Raw genomic sequence first — 285 nt, forward strand, 5'->3', positions numbered from 1 at the left:
CGGGTCGAGCACCAGGTCGTACTTGCCCGGCTTCACCGACGGTGCCTTCAGCTTTTCCTGCGCCTGCCGGGCAGCGGCGATGGCATCTTCCTTCATGTCGTAGGAAGAACTGTAGTTGACCACGCCATTGGGGCTGACCACCTTGCCGGCGGCCGCGCCGGCCAGGTACTCGTAGCCCAGGCCCATCGGCGAGGACAGGCCCGAACGGGTGCGGAACTTGCCGCTGGCCTTGTCGATGGCGGTGGCGGTGAACGGCAACCAGATGCGGTGGATGTCCTGGTCGAT

At 65.6% G+C, this 285-nt stretch carries 1 pseudogene; it reads right to left on the bottom strand.

Going from position 1 to position 285, the window contains the following annotated elements:
• Nucleotides 1-285 (bottom strand): annotated as a pseudogene (locus tag EN850_RS35860) (hypothetical protein); the annotation flags it as partial.

This window comes from Mesorhizobium sp. M8A.F.Ca.ET.207.01.1.1 (assembly GCF_004794715.1).
Lineage (GTDB): Bacteria > Pseudomonadota > Alphaproteobacteria > Rhizobiales > Rhizobiaceae > Mesorhizobium.